We start from the raw sequence: 17222 nt of genomic DNA, 5'->3' as shown, positions 1-17222 counted from the left end.
GGGAACATGCCCCGCACGCCCCGCTGGCCCCGCATCGAGTGGCGAGCGCTCGCCGCGCCCGTCGTCGCCGTGGTGATCGCCTCCTGCCTGGGCGTGGCGGCCGTCCGGCCCGGCACGTCCGGGGCGGAACGGGACCGGCTGGCCGAGCGCTTCCGCTTCACCTCCGAGTACCTCAACGGCGACCCCGCCGGGGCCCGGACCGAGCGGCAGGTACAGCCCGCGCTGCGCCGGATCTCCGCGTGGATCTCGGCCGTCGGCGCGAGCGTCGCCGTCGGCGACATCGCCGGCACCGGCCGCGACGCCGACGCCTGCCTCGTCGACCCGCGCGACGACTCCGTGACCGTCCGCCCCCTGCCGGGCTCCGCCGGACGGTACGCGCCCTTCACCCTCACCCCGGAAGGGCTGCCCTGGAACCCGCGCACCATGGCCCCCATGGGCTGTGTCACCGGCGACTTCGCCCAGAACGGGCTCACCGGCGTCCTCGTCTACTACTGGGGCCGCTCCCCGGTCCTCTTCCTGCGGCGGACCGGCCCCGACGGCAAGCCCGTCGCGCCCTCCGCCGCCGCCTTCCACGCCACCGAACTCGTCTCGCCCATGAGCGTGTGGAACACCACCACCGTCAACCTCACCGACGTCGACGGCGACGGCCGGCCCGACCTGATCGTCGGCAACTACTTCCCGGACGGTGCCAAGGTCCTCGACACCGAGGCCGCCGACGACCCCCGGATGGCCATGCAGGACGGCATGTCCAACGCCCGCAACGCGGGCAGCACCCACGTCCTGCTGTGGCACTCGGGCCGGAGCGGGCCCGACCCCGAGGCCCGCTTCCGGGACGCGCCCGACGCCCTGCCCGCGGGCGTCCGCCACGGCTGGGCCCTGGCGCTCGGCGCCCAGGACCTCGACGGCGACGGGCTGCCCGAGCTCTACATCGCCAACGACTTCGGCCCCGACCGGCTGCTCGTCAACCACTCCCGGCCCGGCAAGCCGTCCTACTCCCTCGCCGAGGGCCGCCGGACCTTCACCACTCCCAAGTCCAAGGTCCTCGGCCACGACTCCTTCAAGGGCATGGGCGTCGCCTTCGCCGACCTCACCGGACGCGGCGAACCCGACATCCTCGTCAGCAACATCACGCTCCCCTACGCCCTGGAGGAGTCCAACTTCGTCTTCACCCGGAACGGCCCCCTCTCCGACCTCGCCAAGGGCATCGCCCCCTACCACGACCGCAGCGAGGACCTGGGCCTGTCCCGCTCCGGCTGGTCCTGGGACGTCAAGACCGGCGACTTCGACCACAGCGGCACCCCCCAGATCCTCCAGGCCGTCGGCTTCGTCAAGGGCGGCACCAACAAGTGGCCCGAGCTCCAGGAGCTCGCCATGGCCAACGACAGCGTGCTCCACTCCCCGCTGAGCTGGCCCCGCGTCAAACCCGGCGACGACCTCTCCGGCGCCGCAGGCAACCGCTTCTGGGTGCGCACCGCCGAAGGCCGCTACACCGACCTGGCCAAGGAGACCGGGCTCGACGAGAAGGTGCCCAGCCGCTCCTACGCCCTCACCGACGCCGACGGCGACGGACGCCTCGACATCGTCGTGGCCAACCAGTGGGGCCGGTCCGTCCACCACCGCAACACCGGCCCCACCGCCGGGCCGTATCTGGCGCTGCGCCCGGTCGTGCCCGCCGCCGTGCCGGGCGGCACGGCCACCACCCCGGCCATCGGCGCCCGCGTCACCGTCCGCACCGCCGACGGCCGGACGCGGACCCAGCAGCTCCAGCCGGCCAACGGGCACACCGGCGTCAACAGCTCCGAGCTGCTCTTCGGGCTGGGGGCCGGAGCGGACGCGCAGCGACCGGTCGCCGTCGAGATCACCTGGCGCGACGCCACCGGGCCGCACCGGACCACCCGGTCCCTGACGCCCGGCGCCCACACCGTCGTCCTCTCCTGAAGGTCTTCCGAAGAGGTGCCCCCGTGACGACCACCGCCCCCGCCTCCCCGACCGCCCCCGCCACCGGGAAACCCGCCGGCCCCACCCCGGAGAAGCGCCGCAGCAAGGCCCTGCGCCGCTTCGCGCTCTCCATCACCGTCCTCAACATCGTCGGCCTGACCTGGCTGGGCTTCGAGCAGGCGTACGCGACCCCGTTCGTCGCCGTCGGCACCGCCTACGCCACCGAACTGCTGCTGGAGACCGTCGACGCGGCCGCGCGCCGCCGCCGGCCGCGCTACCTGGGCCCGTTCGGCAAGGTCCTCGACTTCATGCTGCCCGCGCATATCACCGGCCTCGCCTGCTCCATGCTGCTCTACGCCAACGACCGGCTCTGGCCCATCGCGTTCGCCGCCGCCGTCGGCATCGGCTCCAAGTACGCGGTGCGCGCCCGGGTGCGCGGCAAGCCCCAGCACGTCCTCAACCCGTCCAACACCGGGATCGTCGCCACCCTGCTGATCTACGACTGGGTGGGCATCGCCCCGCCGTACGAGTTCACCGAGTACCCGCCCGGCGTGCTGCGCTGGATCATCCCGTTCGCGGTGCTGGTGGCCGGCACGATGCTCAACGCCAAGCTGACGCTGAAGATGCCGCTGCTGCTGGGCTGGGCCGGCGGCTTCGTCCTCCAGGCGCTGCTGCGCGCCGCGTTCACCGACGCCTGGCTGCTCGGCGCGCTGTCGCCGATGACCGGTGTGGCCTTCATCCTCTACACCAACTACATGATCAGCGACCCGGGGACGACGCCGTTCGCGCCCCGCCGCCAGTTCGCCTTCGGGCTGGGGATCGCGGCCGCGTACGGGACGCTGATGGTCCTGCACATCACCTTCGGCCTGTTCTTCGCGCTGGCGGTGGTGTGCGTGGTGCGGTGGGTGGCGCTGGTGACGCTGCCGCTGACGGCGCCTTTGGTGGAACGTTTCTCCGGTCTTCGTCCCGCTCGTCCTGCTGTTGTGCGGGAGGCTCCGTGAAGTGCCCTGTCGCCATCGTGGGGATGGCCTGTCGCTATCCGGACGCCGACGGCCCCGACGAGCTGTGGCGGACCGTGCTCGCCGGGCGCCGGGCGTTCCGCCGGATCCCGCCCGAGCGGCTGCGGATCGCCGACTACGCGCCGGGCGTCTCGGGGGCCGGCGACGACATCGTCGCCGAACGGGCGGCCGTCCTCGAGGGCTGGACCTTCGACCGGCAGGCCTTCCGGGTGCCCGGCGGCGCCTTCCGCGCCGCGGACCTCACCCACTGGCTCGCCCTCGACGTCGCCGCGGCCGCGCTGCGCGACGCGGGCCTGGCGGAGGGGGAGGGCCTGGACCGGGACCGCGTGGGCGTCGTCATCGGCAACTCCCTCACCGGCGAGTTCTCCCGCACCGGGCTGTTGCGGCTGCGCTGGCCGTACGTCCGCCGCACGGTCGAGACGGTCCTCGGCCGGCGCGGCCTGGCGGAGGGCGAACGGCGGGAGCTGCTGGGCGAACTGGAGGAGCTCTACAAGAGCCCCTTCCCCGTCCCCGGCGACGAGTCCCTGGCCGGTGGCCTCGCCAACACCATCAGCGGCCGGATCTGCAACCACTTCGGCTTCCACGGCGCCGGCTACACCGTCGACGCCGCGTGCGCCTCGTCGCTCGTCTCCGTCGTCACCGCCTGCACGGCGCTCGCGGCGGGCGACCTCGACCTCGCCCTGGCCGGTGGCGTCGACCTCAGCCTCGACCCCTTCGAACTCGTCGGCTTCTCGCGCCTCGGCGCGCTCGCCCGGGGCCCCATGCGCGTCTACGACCGGAACCCGACCGGCTTCCTGCCCGGCGAGGGCTGCGGCGTGCTCGTCCTCGCCCGCGCCGAGGACGCCCGGCGCCTGGGCCTGCGCGCCTACGCCGTCGTCGAGGGCTGGGGCCTGTCCTCCGACGGCCACGGCGGCCTCACCCGCCCCGAACGCACCGGCCAGGCGCTCGCCCTGCGCCGCGCCTACGAACGCGCCGGCTTCGCCCCGGCGACGGCCGGCCTGATCGAGGGCCACGGCACGGGCACGGCCGTCGGCGACGAGGTGGAGCTCGCGGTGCTGGGCGCCGCGCTGGGCTCCGGGGGCGGCCCGCCGGTGGCGCTGGGCAGCGTCAAGGCGAACATCGGGCACACGAAGGCGGCGGCGGGCGCGGCCGGGCTGATCAAGGCCGCCCTCGCCGTCCACCACGGCGTCCTGCCGCCCACCACCGGCTGCGACGACCCCCACCCGCTGCTCACGGGCCCCCTGCGCACCCTCGGCGAACCGGAGGACTGGCCGGGCCGCGCGGTGCCGCGCCGGGCGTCCGTCAACTCCGTGGGCTTCGGTGGCGTCAACGCCCACGTCGTCCTGGAGAACGCGGATGCGCGACGGCATCCGTACGCGTATCCACGTCCGTATGTGCCCGCGCCCGGGTGGGAGGTCTTCCCGGTGGGCGGGGACGACGCCGGGGAGGTCGCGGGACGGCTGCTGCGGCTGGCGGGGACGGCGGAGTCCTTGTCGGAGGCGGAACTGACGGACCTGTGTGCCGAGTTGGCGGCTTCCGCGCACGGGAAGGGGGCCGCTGTCCGGGTGGCGGTGACCGCCTCCTCGCCCGGCGAGCTGGCGGAGCGGCTGAGGGCGGCGGCGGGCTCGCTCGGCGGGCGGCCGGGGTTCCACGGGGACGCGGCCGCCGGGGTGTTCACGGGCGTGGGCCCCACGGCCCGGCTCGGCCTGCTCTTCCCGGGGCAGGGCACGGCGGGCGGACGCGTGGGCCCGCTGGGGCGGATGGTGGGGGTGGGGGACCTGCTGGCGGAGGTACCGGAGGGGCGGGGTGGTGACGTCGACACGGCCGTGGTGCAGCCCGCCGTGGTCGCGGCCTCGCTGGCCGGGCTGCGCTACCTGGACCGGCTGGGTGTCCGCGCCCGGGCCGCGCTCGGCCACAGCCTCGGCGAACTCACCGCCCTGACCTGGGCCGGTGCCCTGCCCCCGGCCGTCGCCGTCCGGCTCGCCCGCGCCCGGGGCGACCTCATGGCCCGGTACGCGGAGGGCGGCGGCGGGATGCTCGCGGTGGCGGCGCCGGTGGAGACGGCGGAGTCCCTGCTGGCGGGCACGGACGCGGTGATCGCGGCCGTCAACGGCCCCGACCGGCTGACGGTCGCGGGCCCCGTGCCGTCCCTGGCGCTGGTCCGGGCGGAGGCGCGTCGCCGGGGCGTGGGCGTCGTTGCTCTGGCGGTTTCCCACGCTTTCCACTCGGCGGCGATGCGACCGGCGCTGCCGGAGCTGGAGAAGTGCTTCATGGAGGCCGGCTTCGGCCGGCTCTCGGGCACGGTGGTCTCCTCGGTGACGGCTGCCGTTCTCGGGCCGGACACGGATGTGGCCGCGCTGCTGACGGAGCAGGTGACGGCGCCGGTCCGGTTCGGCGAGGCGGTGGGGGAGCTGGCGCGGCACGTGGACGTGCTGATGGAGGTGGGCGCGGGCACGACGGTGTCCGCGCTGGCGCGCGCCAACACGACAGCGCCCGTCCTGACCCTCGACGTCACGGGTGGCGTGGGGGCGCTGGCGGCGACGACGGCGGCGCTGTACGCGGCCTGCGGCGCGGACGTCCGCGCCTGGACGGCGGGGCGCTTCCACCGGCCGCTGGACCTGTCCCGGCCACGGGTGTTCCTGTCGAACCCGTGCGAGGTTGTCTTCCCCGATCCCACCCCTTCACCGTTTCCGCCGGGGGCGGGCCCCCGGGCCCCCGAGGCGCCGCAGCGGCCCGGGCGCGGGGGCGGGAGCGCGCGTGGGGGCGCGGGCGCACCCGGAGGGGCGAGCGCGCCGCTGGCCCGGCCGGGCGGCGGCGACGCGGCGTGGCCTGCGGCCGGCGAGGCGGGGGGCGGCTTGCCGCCACGGGTTGGGGAGGCGGCGAAGCCCTCGGGCGCGCGCGGCCCGGCCGGGGCGGACCGGGCGCGTGGAGGTGTGGACGGCGGTGATGCGACTCCGGCCGGGTCCAGGCCGGTCGGCGCTTCGCCCCGGTCGTCCGGCGAGCCGAGGATGTCGCCTTCCGGCAGCGGGGTCCTCCCTCCGGCGCCGAGGCCGCCTGTGGGATCCGCTGGCGGAGCGGCCGGCACGGACGTCGTCGGGGGCCCGGGGGCGGAGCCCCCGGCTGCGCGAGGGGGTGGCCCCCTCACTACCATCCGCACGCTCGTCGCCACCGCCCTCGAACTCCCCGCCGACGCCATCCGTGACGACGACCTCCTCCTCTCCGACCTCCATGTGAACTCCCTCCGCCTCGCCCAGATCGCCGCCGACGCCGCCCGCGCGCTCGGGCGGGAGGCGCCCGTCGACACGGGGGCGCTCGTCACCGCCAGCGTGGCCGGGCTCGCCGCCCACATCGCCGCGTTGCCGGCGTCCCGGGGCGAGGGCGAGGGGGACGCGCCCGTCGAAGGCATCGCCCCCTGGGTGCGGGCCTTCACCCACCGGCTCGTCCCCCGCCCGGCCACCGCGAACGGTCGTGCGACGAGGGCCCGCACCTGGACCCGCCTCGTCCCCGACGGCCACCCCCTCGCCGACGCCATCCACGCCGCCTTCCCCACCACGGACGACGCCGACGCCGTCCCCGCCACCGTCGTCGCCCTGCCCCCCGACCCCACGCCCGAGGAGTGCGTGGCCGCCCTCCACGCGGCGGCGGCGAACGCCGAGGCGCCCCTGCTCCTGCTCCACCACCGCGCCGTCGGTGACGTCGTCGCCCGCTCGGTCGCCGCCGAACGCCCCGGCCTGTCCTGCCTCGTCGTGGACGCGCCGCCCCACCCCGACGGCATAAGGCAGGCCGCCGACGAGGCCGTGGCGCGGGGCATCGCCGGCTACGCCGAGATCGTCCTCGACGACACCGGTCGCCCCCACGCGCCCGTCACCGAACACCGGCCCCTGCCGGCGCCGGACGCCGCCGCGATCCCCCTCGGGCCCGGCGATGTCTGCCTGGTGACCGGCGGAGCCAAGGGCATCGGCGCCGAGTCGGCGCTCGCCCTCGCCCGCGCCACCGGAGCGTGCCTCGTCCTGCTGGGACGAAGCGCACCGGGCGACGACGCCGAAGTCGACACATGGCTACGCCGTTTCGACGACGAGAAGGTGACCGCGCTGTACGTCACGGCCGACGTCACCGACCCCGCCGCCGTGCGCCGCCGCGTCGCCGAGGCCGAGGCGCGCCTCGGACCCGTCACGGCCGTCCTGCACTGCGCCGGGCGCAACGAGCCCGGGCGGCTGGAGTCCGTCACCCCCGATCGCCTGCGCGCCGCCTGCGCGCCCAAGCGGGACGGGCTGGACGCGGTCCTCGCCGCCGTGGACACCCGGCGGCTGCGCCTCCTCGTGGCCTTCGGCTCGGTGATCGCCCGGATCGGGCTGCCGGGGGAGGCCGACTACGCCCTGGCCAACGACCTGATGCGGCGCCGCGTCGACGAGCTCGCCGAGGCCCTGCCGCACTGCCGCTGCCTGACGATCGAGTGGTCGCAGTGGGAGGGCGCGGGCATGGCCCAGCGGCTCGGGGCCGTCGAGACGCTGCGCCGCCAGGGCGTCGCCCCGATCCCCGTGGCCGACGGCACGAGGACCCTGCTGTCCCTGCTCGGCGCCCCGGACCTGCCGTCCGCCGTGCTGGTCGCCGGGCGGCTGCCCCGCGCCGAGACGCTCCGCCACGCCGACGAGTCGCTGCCGCTGCTGCGGTTCCTGGAACGCCCGCTGGTGCACCAGCCGGGCGTGGAGGTGGTGGCCGACGCCCGCGTGGGCCTGGGCGGCGACCCGTACCTGGCCGACCACGCCCTCGACGGCGTGCCCCTGCTGCCGGCCGTCGTGGGGCTGGAGGCCATGGCCCAGGCGGCGGCCGCCGTCACCGGGCACGACGGCGTGCTCACCGTCACCGAGGCCGCCTTCGAACGGCCGGTCACCGTGCCACCGGACGGCTCCCGTACCGTGCGCGTCGCCGCGCTGCGGCACGACGACGGCACGGTGGCCGCGGTGCTGCGCAGCGACGAGACGGGCTTCTCGGCCGACCACTTCCGCGCGGTGTACCGGACGGGCGGTGAGTCCACTCGCGCACCGGTGGCGGCCCCCACCCCTGCCGCGCGCTCGCCCCACTACGGCGAACTGTTCTTCCACGGGCCGCGCTTCCGCCGCGTGGTGCGCTACCGGCGGCTCAGCGGCCGCCACTGCGTGGCGGAAGTGGCGGCGGGCGGCGCGGGGGAGTGGTTCAGCGGCTTCCACAGCCCCCGGCTGCTGCTGGGGGACGCGGCCCTGCGCGACGCGTACGTGCACGTGCTCCAGGGCTGCGTGCCCCACCGGCGCGTGCTGCCGGTGGGCGTGGACGCCGTGCGGTTCCACGGTCCGGCACCCGGCGAAGGCATCGTGATCGTCCACGCGCACGAGACGGCGCGCGACGCCGACGGCTACCGCTACGACGTGCGCGTGGAGTCCGAGGCGGGGGCGGTCCTGGAGACGTGGCATGGCCTGCGGCTGAAGGACGTGGGTCCGCTGCCCCGGCCCGCCGGCGCGCCCTGGCCCGCCGAACTCCTCGGCCCGTACCTCACCCGCGTCCTGGACCGCCTCCTGCCCGAGGCCCGCGCGGACCTCGCCGCCGGGCCCACGGCCGACGGCCTGTTGCCCGGCACGGACGGCTTCCGCCGCGCCGCCCACCTGGGCGACCGGGTCCTGGCCGCCGTCGCCGGCCGGCCCGTGGCCGTGGACTGGGCACCCGTGCCCGACGCGCTCCCCGAGCGCTGGCGCTCCCTGCTCGGCCCGCTCGCCGCCGCCGTGGCCGAGGAGGCGGACAGTGCGACGGGCGGGCCGACCGGGCACGGCTACGCCCGCCTACTGACATGCCGTCAGGTCATGCTGGCCCTTGGCGCCCGCCCGGACGCCCCGCTGCGCGTCGAGCGCACCGCCGCCGACGGCTGGGTGCTGCTGCGCGCCGGTGACCTGGCCGTCGCCACGGTCGTCGTCCGCGTCGCGGGCCTGCCGTCTCCGGTCGCGGTGGCGGTCGGCAGCGGGCCACCCGTCCGCGTGCCGCGGTCCGTCCGGGTGGGCGTCGCCGGAGGCCGCGCATGACGACGCCCGGGCGGCGCGCCTACGTCCACCGCCACCACGTGCCGTTCGAGGAGACCAACCTCGCCGGCAACGTCTACTTCGCCCACTACGTGCGCTGGCAGGGCCACTGCCGCGAACGCTTCCTGGCCGAACACGCGCCGGGCACGGTCGCGGCCTTCGCCCAGGGCCTCACGCTCGTGACGGTCTCCTGCGACGTGGAGTACCTGCGCGAGTGCCGCGCCCTGGACGAGATCGACATCCACATGTCGCTGCGCCACCTCGCCGGCAACCGCGTCGAGATGGCCTTCGACTACATGCGCGCCGGCAGCCCGCCGGAACTGGTGGCCCGCGGCCACCAGACCGTCGCCTGCATGCGCCGCACCGGCGACGGCGGCGACATGGAGCCGGAGCCGGTGCCGGAGGAACTCCTCCACGCCCTGCGGCCCTTCAGCACCTGACCGAGGGGGACACGCCATGGCACGGACCCATCCGGCCGTCACAACGGCCACGGACCGGCGCACCACCGCCACCACCGCCTGCGCGGTCGCGGGCGTCGCGGCGGGCGTCCTGCTCGCCGTCGTCTGGTCGGCGCGGCTCGTCGACGGGCTGGGAGTCGACACGGCCGACGGCCTCCTGGGCCGGGACTCCCTGAAGGACGACATTCCCGGCAGCGGCGCGGGCGTCGTCTTCGCCTTCGTCGTGGGCCTGGCGGGCACGTTCACCGCCTGCAACGTGGCCGCGTTCGGTGCCCTCGCCCCCATGGCCGGCACCGGCGACACCGCCGGCACCCGTGGCGGCCGGCTGGCCGCCGCCCTGCGCCCGCTGGCCTGGGTCACGGCGTCGGCGGTCGCGGTGGCGGCCGTATACGGCGGGATCTGCGCCGCGATCGGCCCGGACGTGCCCCAGCTGTCCCAGGCCACCGGCAGTGGCGGCATACCGCCGCGCGCCCTCCAGGCCCTGATCGTCTTCACGGTGATCGGCCTGGCCATGGTCTGGCTGGGCTTCTCCGCCCTCGGCCTGGCCCCCGACCCCCTGGCCGGCCGCACCCGCAACCCCGAACGCCTACGTCTCCTGCTGATCGGCGCCCTCATCGGCGGCTTCGTCATCGGCCGCCCCTACCCCCTCTTCCGCAAGGCGTTCGCCTACGCCGCCGACACCCACAACGCCCTCTACGGCGCACTGCTGTTCGCCCTGATCGCGCTCGGCAACGTGGTGGTCGTAGCCGTCCTCTTCCTCGCCCTGGCCCTGACCGCCCACGGCCGCGTCCCCCGCTGGCTCAACGCCACCCCCACTCGCGCCGCCCGCGTCACGGGCACGGCCCTGCTGCTGTTCGGCACCTTCACCGTCGTCTACTGGGGCATCCGCCTGCCGGCCCGCTACGACTGGTGGTGGTTCCCGTCGATGCCCTGGAACGGGAGCTGAAGCCGTCCCGGCACGGGTGACAGCGGAATCCCCAAGCGCCACACGGGCGGGAGGCCCGCGAACCGCTGCCACGCGGATCAGGGGTGCGTGGTACTGCCCGTCATGGACGACACGGCAGAAGACGGCGGGATCGCGCTCCTCTACCACTGGTGGACGCAGGCCCTTGCCGACAACGCCGATGGGACGAGATTGCCGTTGAGGCGATAGCGGTGGGGAGCGCCAGCCTGAAACTCTTCTTTCCCAGACCCACCCCTTCCCTTGACCGAGAGTGGCACCATGGCGCCTCACGACGTGGGGAGGGCGCATGGCGGGTAGCCGGTTGCTGGCACGGGCGGGTCTCGCGGTGCTGGCCGTCGTGCCGCCGGCGGCGGTTCTGCTGCAGGTACGGGACGGGGTGGCCGGGCGGCCGGTGCTCAGTGCGGTTCTGGTGGTCGGCTACGAGGCCCTGGTGCTGCTCGTGGGCTTCGCCGGCAAGGTCTTCGGCGAGCTGCACGCCCGGTGGGCGGCGCGCGCCGCCGACCATCTGGACCGGCTCGTCCGCGGCAGACTGTCCCGCTTCGAACGCCGCTACCGCCAGTTCGTGAGATTCGGGCACCGCTTCACCGACCTCAAGGGGCTCGCCACCCAGGGCGACCAGACGCCGATCCTGCGGGAGATCTTCGTGGACGTGGGCCTGCTGCCCAGCCCCCTGCACAAGGTCTCCGAAAGCACGCTGACCGGCCCGGCGCAGCAGGCGCCCTCGCGCACCTCCCTGGAAAGCCTGCTGGCCACGGCCGACCCCGTCGTCCTCGCCATCACCGGCGCACCCGGCACGGGCAAGACCACGCTCCTGCAGTACACCGCCGTACGGCTCGCCACCCGGCGCCGCCGCGGCAAGGACTGCCCCAGGACACTCCCAGTCTTCCTGTTCCTGCGCCGCCACGCCCCCGCGGTCATCGCCGATCCGGACGTCACGCTCGCCGACCGCATCCGCGGCACGATGGGCGGACTTCAGACGGCGGAACCACCCGGCTGGTTCGAGTCCCGCCTCGAACGAGGCCAGTGCGTGATCATGCTCGACGGCCTCGACGAAGTCGCCCGGCAACGCGACCGGCACGTCATGGTGGAGTGGGTCGAACGGCAGATCGCCCGCTATCCGCGGAACGACTGGATCATCACGTCACGGCCGCACGGCTACCAGTCCCGCCCCCTCAACGGCGCCCAGACCCTCCAGGTGCGCCGCTTCACCGGGGAACAGGTCTCCCGCTTCCTCCACCGCTGGTACCAGGCCATCGAACGCATCAGCACCGGACTCGCCGACGAAGGAGTCCGGCAGATGGCCTCCGCCCGGGCGGACGACCTCCTGGAGCGCCTGAGAGCGCGGCCGATCCTCTACGACCTGGCCTCCAACCCCCTGCTCCTCACCATGATCGCCAACGTCCACCGCTACCGGCGCGCACTGCCGGGCAGCCGGGCCGAGCTCTACGCCGAGATCTCCCAGGTACTGCTCTTCCGCAGGCAGGAGGCCAAGGGGCTGGAGCCGCCCGACGACACCCCCGTGCTGAGCGGCCCGCAGAAGGAGGCCGTCCTCTGCGAACTCGCCTACACGATGATGGCCGGTCGCGTGCGGGACATCCCCACCGATCAGGCGGAGACCCTGCTGCGCCCGGCGCTGGACCGCGTGGGCGAGGGCCACGACCCGCGCGCGTTCATCGAATCCACCGTCAACAGCGGCCTGTTGGTGGAGCGCGACATCGGCGTGTACTCCTTCGCCCATCTGACCTTCCAGGAGCACCTCGCGGCCATGTACGTCCGTGAGCACCGTCTGGAGGCGACGCTCATCGCGTCGGTGGCGGACCCGTGGTGGCGGGAAGTCATCCTGCTGTGGGCGGCGTTCTCGGACCCCAGCGACGTCATCGAGGCGTGCCTGTCCGAGGGCGACGCCCAGACCCTGGCCCTCGCCTTCGACTGCCTGGAGGAGGCGGTCAGCGTACGGCCGCAGGTCCGCAGGGACCTGGAGGAGTTCCGGCAACGTGCCCTGCAGTCCCCGCCCGGCTCGGAACACCGCCGGCTGATGACGGCCATCACGGTGGGCCGCTCACTGCGGCCCGCCGTACGGCTGGCGGACGACGTCTTCCTCTGCGACGCCCCGGTGTCCGGCGAGATCTTCCGGCTGTTCGCGGAGGAGTTCCCCGGCGAGGTCGCGCACTGCGCGGCGGCCGGACGGGAACCGGGGGGTTCGGCTGTCGGCATCACGGCGGGTGCGGCCCGGGCGTTCGTCCGGTGGGTGAACGCCCTGGTCGCCGGGCATACGGTCTACCGGCTGCCCAGTCGTGAGCAGCTGGAGGACCCGGCGGCGCGGCATGTCGTCGGGGGTGCGGACCGTACGGTGTGGAGTCACGATGCCGCTGCGGGCACGGAGTTGTGGGTCGGGGACGGTGGGGTGTCTCCGTGGGCGGTGAGTACCGAAGGGGTGCGTGACAGGCTTCGACAGGATGGCACGCTTCCACCCCTGATCACGGCCATCGGCTGCACTTACGTGCACGCCAACGCGCGCGCCCTGCGACGGGCCTTGCGCCGTGTCGATGACCTGGCTCGTCAACTCGCTCCGCACGGGTTTCGCGTCGCGACACTGGGGGCGACGTATGACCACGACCTGCACTCGCTCCTCTCCCAGGCGCTCACAGCGGCCCGCTCTCTCACGCTCGGGCGCGGACTGGAACGTGCTCACAGGATGCAGCCCGCTCTTCTCGACGCGCTGGACAAGGCCCTCGACGGTGCCCGGGACATGGACCTCGTCTTCGCCCATGCCATGACACACGACTTCGTCAACGCGGTGGAGCAGGATGCCGCCTACGTTATGCGTGCCGAACCCGATGAGCACGTGGCACGCACCCGCGATCAGGCCCGTCACTTGAGGGAAGCGCTCGACCTGGTGACGGCGTTGACGACGGCCCGGGAGCTGGACGGTCAACTGCGGGACAACATCGCGCGCATCCCGGCCGCCGGGCACGCTGTCGCGTTGGCCCTGGGGACCGGTCGTGACTACGGCCTCGGGGACTACACCAACGAGCTGTTTGGTTTCGGTGTCGCCACACCACAGGAGGAGGTCACATGGGGCCGTGACGCCGTAGAGCGCATGGGCGATTTCGACGGAACCGATACCTCCCTTTTCGATCCGGCGAGCGAGCCGATTCTCATGCTGGCGCCCGGTGCCGTGATCGCGCTGGCCTTGAAGCTCGCCGAACACGGTGGCTTACTACTCCCGCGCCATGACCTGCACCTCCTCCTGGCCGAGCTGCTGAATGGATGCAGCTCGGACATCGTCGCCGACCCCACCCCCATCGCGGTCCCCATTGAGGAACTGGCCGATCACCTCGCTGCGCTCCCCTCCGCCGTGGCCGACGCCTGCGCCGGGCTCACCGAGCTGGGCACACCCGGATGGCGCCCCCTGGCGCAGCACCTCGCCGACCACATGGCCGTTCTCGGCAGGGCCATGCTGCGCCAGTCGGATGGACCGCACCCCGTCACGGCTGCCGCGCTGCGCCTCGGCGCGCTGACGCTCAACGCCCTCGGTCGCCGCGCGCGAAGCGACCAACTGGAAGCCCACAGCTGGCTTGTCGCCGTCGGCACCACCGTGCTGCAGGACCGTACGGAAGGCGTCCTCGCACCCAGCGAAGTACTGCTGCTCGTACGCGGCTGATCACCGTTGGAACTCCAGCAGGCTCAGCCCACCCCCCGCCTCCGCCACCCCACCCAGCCGCAGCCCCGCTCGTTCCCCGAGTTCCCGGAAGTCGGGCAGGCTTCGTTCGCGGCCGCCGTAGACCAGGAGCATGAGGAGGTCCAGTTCCAGCAGGCCCGCAGTCGCCCCCGGGTCCTCGTCGCGGACGTGCTCGGCGATCAGGACGCGCCCGCCCGGCGGCAGGGCCTCCGCGCAGCGGCGCAGGATCGCCACCGCGTGTTCGTCCGCCCAGTCGTGGATGACGCTCACCAGCAGGATCACGTCCGCGCCGAGCGGCAAGGCGTCGAAGAAGCTGCCCGGTGTGAACGTGCAGCGTCGTCCCTCCGCCGTGGCGCCCCAGCTGTCGCGGGCCGCCGTAACGGCCGGGGCGCGGTCCAGGAGGGTGCCCCGTAAGTGGGGGTGGATGCGGAGGAGTTCGGCCAGGACGGTGCCCGTGCCGCCGCCGGCGTCGAGGACGTGGCGGGCCGACGGCCAGTCGTAGCCGGTGGCCACCGCCGGGGCCAGGACTGTGGCGCGGGCCGCCATCGCCGTGTCGAACGACGCCGTCAGGACGGGGTCCGCCGCCAGGTCCTCCCAGACCGGCCGCCCGTAGACCCGCTCGTACACCGGCAGGCCCGTGCGCAGCGCCTCCAGGATGTGGACGCAGGCGCGGTCGCCGCGCCCGATGGCGCCGGCCAGGTCGAGCCAGGGGTGGAGGCTGATCGGGCGGTGGTCCGACTCGAGCAGCCGGGACAGCGGAGTTGGGGCGAAGACGCCCGGGGCCGGCTCCGTGAAGACGCCGCGCGCCGCGAGCAGTCGCAGGACCCGGTGGAGGGCGTCCGGGACGACGCCCGTGCGCCGGGCCAGCTCGGCGACCCCGAGCTCGCCGTCGGCGAGCAGGTCGGGGACGCCGAGGGTCACCACGGCCCGCAGGGCCCACGGCGTCAGCGTGTCCTTCAGCGACAGGAGTCGCGCGAAGTCCTTGTCCATGTCACGGCCGCAGCGCGTACAGGGCGTTGAACGGACTCGCCGTCGGGATCCGCTCCACGCGCCCGAAGCCCGCCGCGTCCGCGAGCCGGTGGAGTTCCGCCGGTGGCAGGCCCAGGGTGCCCAGGCCGGGGGCGCCGTCGGCCAGCGCGGTGGGCAGGCAGTAGAGGGTGCTGGTGGCGTAGAGGACGGTGGCCTGCGGGCCGGCGTTGTCGGCCGGGTCGTCCGCCGACAGCGACTCCAGGACGAGCAGGACGCCGTGCTCCGGGTCGAGAGCCTCGCGCACCGTACGCAGTAGCTCCTGCGGTGCTGCCGCGTCGTGCAGCACGTCGAACATCGTGACCAGCGTCAGCGGACCCGCGCCCGCCAGCGCCGTCGCCGCGTCCGTCGTCTCGATCGTCACCCTGTCCTCGACCCCCGCCGCGCTCGCCGCCTCGCGGGCCCGGCCCGCGTTCGGTTCGTGGAGGTCGTAGCCGGTGAGACGGCACTCGGTGAACCGCCTCGCCAGCCTGACCAGCGCCAGGCCGCCGCCGCAGCCGATGTCCACCACCGTCCCGCCCTTCTCCAGCGCGGGCGCCAGCCCGGGGACGGCCGGGATCCACCGGTCGGTGAGCTCGGTGTCCAGCCACGTCGCGCTCATCCGCTCCATGGCGGCGAAGAGCCGTTCCGAGTAGGCGCCGCGATCGACGCCCTTGCCCGTGCGGAAGTCCTCGGCGACGTCCTCCACGGCCGCCGCCAGCGGCGGCAGCAGCTCGAAGCCGGGGGCGAGGTGGACGGGCGAGTCCTCGAAGGCCAGGACGGCGGCGTGCGCAGGCGGCAGGGCGAAGCGGTCGTCGGCGCGGTCGTGGTCCACGTAGCCAGCTGCGGCCAGGCCGCGCAGCCACTCCCGCAGGTGGCGCTCCGACAGGCCGGTGCGCCCGGCGAGTTCGGCCGCCGTGACCGGACCGCCCGTGCCCAGCGCCGTGAACAGCCCCAGCCGGACACCCAGCGCGACGAGCACCCCGGACATGGCCGCGCCCAGGTCGTCGACGACCCTGCTCAGGAAGTCCTGGACGGCCAGGGGGTCCAGGCCCTCCGGCATGCCCGAGGGCTGCCCGCTCCCCATCGACCAGCCGTGCGGGCCCGCCGGCGGGCCCTGCGGGAGGAACAGCGCGCGGGCCCGGTCCGCCGCCGCCGTCCAGTAGCCGGTGAGGATCCGGCGTTCCGTGAGCGGGTCGGCGATGTCGAGGTTCTCCCAGCCGAAGTGGCAGACCTGGAGCAGTGAAGAGGCAAGGCCCGCCGGCTCGATCCACAGGCGGCCGCCCAGCGCCGCCGTCCAGGCGGGCCGGCGCAGCTCGAACTCCAGGTAGGGGAGGTAGGAGGGGAACTCCTGGGCGGCGTCCACCATCCGCGTCACCCGCATCCGGGCGGTGCCGCTGGCGTCCCCCATGATCAGGCCGAGTTCGCCGCCGGGTTCGAGGGCGCCGGTGGAGCGCTGGAGCCAGTGCTGGACGCCCGCCGGGGAGGTGAGCTCCTGCCAGGCCCGGTAGGCGGGTACGGGCAGGGGGATCTGGACGTACGGGCCGACCCGGCGCCACGGCCAGCGCCAGGTGGTGCCGGTCCGCAGGTGGGCGGCGAGCTGGTCGAGGATGCCGGGCCAGCCCATGCCGTTCCAGGACCGCCAGTCGGAGGGCGGGTTGTCGGCCTCCTCGACGACGGTGACCACGCAACCCCCGGTGTCCCCGGGGGCGATGGTCCAGGTCACCGCCGTGGCCGGGCCCACGCCCACCCAGCGCCACAGCAGCCGCAGCGAGCCCGCCCGGTGCCCGCGCGGCGGGACGGCGCTCAGGGTGCGGCACCAGAAGAACTCGCCGTCCTCGAAGTCCAGCGTCGACTCCCGCCCGGCGACCGCCCACGGCCCCCGGCAGACCGCCAGCCAGCGCGCCACCCGGTCCGGTTCGGTGAGCGCGGCCCACACCGCCTCCGGCGGTTCGGGCAGGGTGACGGTGCTGACCAGCCGTTCCCACCGGTCCTGGGCGACGGGACGGGCGCTGCCGCCCAGGGGCGGGAAGGCGGCGGACTCGCGGGCGAGGCCGCGCGGGCGGGGGTCGTGGGGCGTCATGGGCACCTTCCTCCAACGAGTGGTGAATC

At 74.7% G+C, this 17222-nt stretch carries 8 protein-coding genes; 6 read left to right on the top strand and 2 right to left on the bottom strand.

The window, feature by feature from the left end:
* Nucleotides 1-6 precede the first annotated feature (6 nt).
* From IE096_RS31830 to IE096_RS11430, 6 genes are all read left to right on the top strand, one after another.
* Nucleotides 7-1938, top strand: a complete 1932-nt coding sequence (locus tag IE096_RS31830) for a CRTAC1 family protein (RefSeq protein WP_189451318.1) — start codon at nt 7-9, stop codon at nt 1936-1938.
* A gap of 23 nt (nt 1939-1961) precedes the next feature.
* A complete protein-coding gene (locus IE096_RS11450) occupies nt 1962-2939 on the top strand; it encodes an enediyne biosynthesis protein UnbU (protein ID WP_189451317.1) in 978 nt (325 codons plus the stop codon).
* Nucleotides 2936-9004 (top strand): type I polyketide synthase, encoded by a 6069-nt coding sequence (locus IE096_RS31825; protein WP_189451316.1) that lies wholly within the window; start codon nt 2936-2938, stop codon nt 9002-9004. The genes IE096_RS11450 and IE096_RS31825 overlap by 4 nt, the downstream gene beginning before the upstream one ends.
* Nucleotides 9001-9441 carry an acyl-CoA thioesterase gene (locus tag IE096_RS11440; protein ID WP_189451315.1) on the top strand — a complete coding sequence of 147 codons (441 nt, stop codon included), beginning with the start codon at nt 9001-9003 and terminating at the stop codon, nt 9439-9441. Before IE096_RS31825 ends, IE096_RS11440 begins: the two co-directional genes overlap by 4 nt.
* Nucleotides 9442-9457: 16 nt before the next feature.
* Nucleotides 9458-10405, top strand: coding sequence for a hypothetical protein (locus tag IE096_RS11435; protein ID WP_189451314.1), 948 nt, complete (start codon nt 9458-9460; stop codon nt 10403-10405).
* A 304-nt stretch (nt 10406-10709) separates the two neighbouring features.
* The gene (locus tag IE096_RS11430) at nt 10710-14087 is read left to right on the top strand and encodes an NACHT domain-containing protein (RefSeq protein ID WP_189451313.1); all 3378 of its coding nucleotides are present in this window, start codon (nt 10710-10712) and stop codon (nt 14085-14087) included.
* Here the strand turns inward: IE096_RS11430 and IE096_RS11425 are convergent, their stop codons facing one another.
* Both IE096_RS11425 and IE096_RS11420 read right to left on the bottom strand, forming a co-directional pair.
* Complete coding sequence (locus tag IE096_RS11425; RefSeq protein WP_189451312.1) at nt 14088-15095, bottom strand: methyltransferase; 1008 nt, start codon at nt 15093-15095, stop codon at nt 14088-14090.
* Nucleotide 15096: 1 nt separating this feature from the next.
* A complete protein-coding gene (locus tag IE096_RS11420; protein ID WP_189451311.1) occupies nt 15097-17193 on the bottom strand; it encodes a methyltransferase domain-containing protein in 2097 nt (698 codons plus the stop codon).
* Between the last annotated feature and the right edge of the window lie 29 nt (nt 17194-17222).

It is taken from the genome of Streptomyces abikoensis (assembly GCF_014648775.1).
GTDB classification, from domain to species: Bacteria; Actinomycetota; Actinomycetes; order Streptomycetales; family Streptomycetaceae; genus Streptomyces; species Streptomyces abikoensis.
The sequence above is the reverse complement of the archived record's forward strand: the minus strand, read 5'-3'. Positions and strand labels throughout refer to the sequence as shown.

What these genes read in the sequence shown, in the direction of transcription:
- IE096_RS11425 (WP_189451312.1), bottom strand. Translation starts at nt 15,095, where the DNA reads ATGGACAAGGACTTCGCGCGACTCCTGTCGCTGAAGGACACGCTGACG.
- IE096_RS11420 (WP_189451311.1), bottom strand. Translation starts at nt 17,193, where the DNA reads ATGACGCCCCACGACCCCCGCCCGCGCGGCCTCGCCCGCGAGTCCGCC.
- IE096_RS11430 (WP_189451313.1), top strand. Translation starts at nt 10,710, where the DNA reads ATGGCGGGTAGCCGGTTGCTGGCACGGGCGGGTCTCGCGGTGCTGGCC.
- IE096_RS31830 (WP_189451318.1), top strand. Translation starts at nt 7, where the DNA reads ATGCCCCGCACGCCCCGCTGGCCCCGCATCGAGTGGCGAGCGCTCGCC.
- IE096_RS11440 (WP_189451315.1), top strand. Translation starts at nt 9,001, where the DNA reads ATGACGACGCCCGGGCGGCGCGCCTACGTCCACCGCCACCACGTGCCG.
- IE096_RS11435 (WP_189451314.1), top strand. Translation starts at nt 9,458, where the DNA reads ATGGCACGGACCCATCCGGCCGTCACAACGGCCACGGACCGGCGCACC.